This window comes from Pseudomonas sp. Pse1, assembly GCF_024519635.1.
GTDB lineage: Bacteria > Pseudomonadota > Gammaproteobacteria > Pseudomonadales > Pseudomonadaceae > Aquipseudomonas.
In genome coordinates, this window is sequence record NZ_JALJRO010000079.1 from 1 (window position 1) to 474 (window position 474).

At 62.0% G+C, this 474-nt stretch carries 1 protein-coding gene; it reads right to left on the reverse strand.

Annotated elements, in window-relative coordinates; all coding sequences use genetic code 11:
* The coding region (locus NR126_RS28455; RefSeq protein WP_256832492.1) for an electron transfer flavoprotein subunit alpha/FixB family protein at window positions 1–474 on the reverse strand (474 nt) is incomplete at both ends.

The following is a 474-nucleotide window of genomic DNA, read 5'->3' on the forward strand; positions in this document are numbered from 1 at the left end:
TCCGCCACCAAGCCGTAATCGGCCACCTGGAAGATCGGCGCTTCTTCGTCCTTGTTGATCGCAACGATCACTTTGGAGTCTTTCATGCCGGCCAGGTGCTGGATCGCGCCGGAGATACCGACCGCGATGTACAGCTGTGGAGCAACGATCTTGCCGGTCTGACCGACCTGCATGTCGTTGGGTACAAAACCTGCGTCGACCGCGGCGCGCGAAGCACCGACGGCAGCGCCCAGCTTGTCGGCCAGGGCGTACAGGTGTTTGAAGTTGTCGCCGTTCTGCATGCCGCGGCCGCCGGAAACGACGATCTTGGCAGCGGTCAGTTCCGGACGATCGGACTTGGCCAGTTCTTCGCCGACGAAGCTGGAGATGCCAGCGTCGTGAGCAGCAGCAACCGCTTCAACAGCAGCCGAACCACCTTCAGCGGCAACCGGGTCGAAACCGGTGGCACGCACGGTGATCACTTTCACTGCAGCG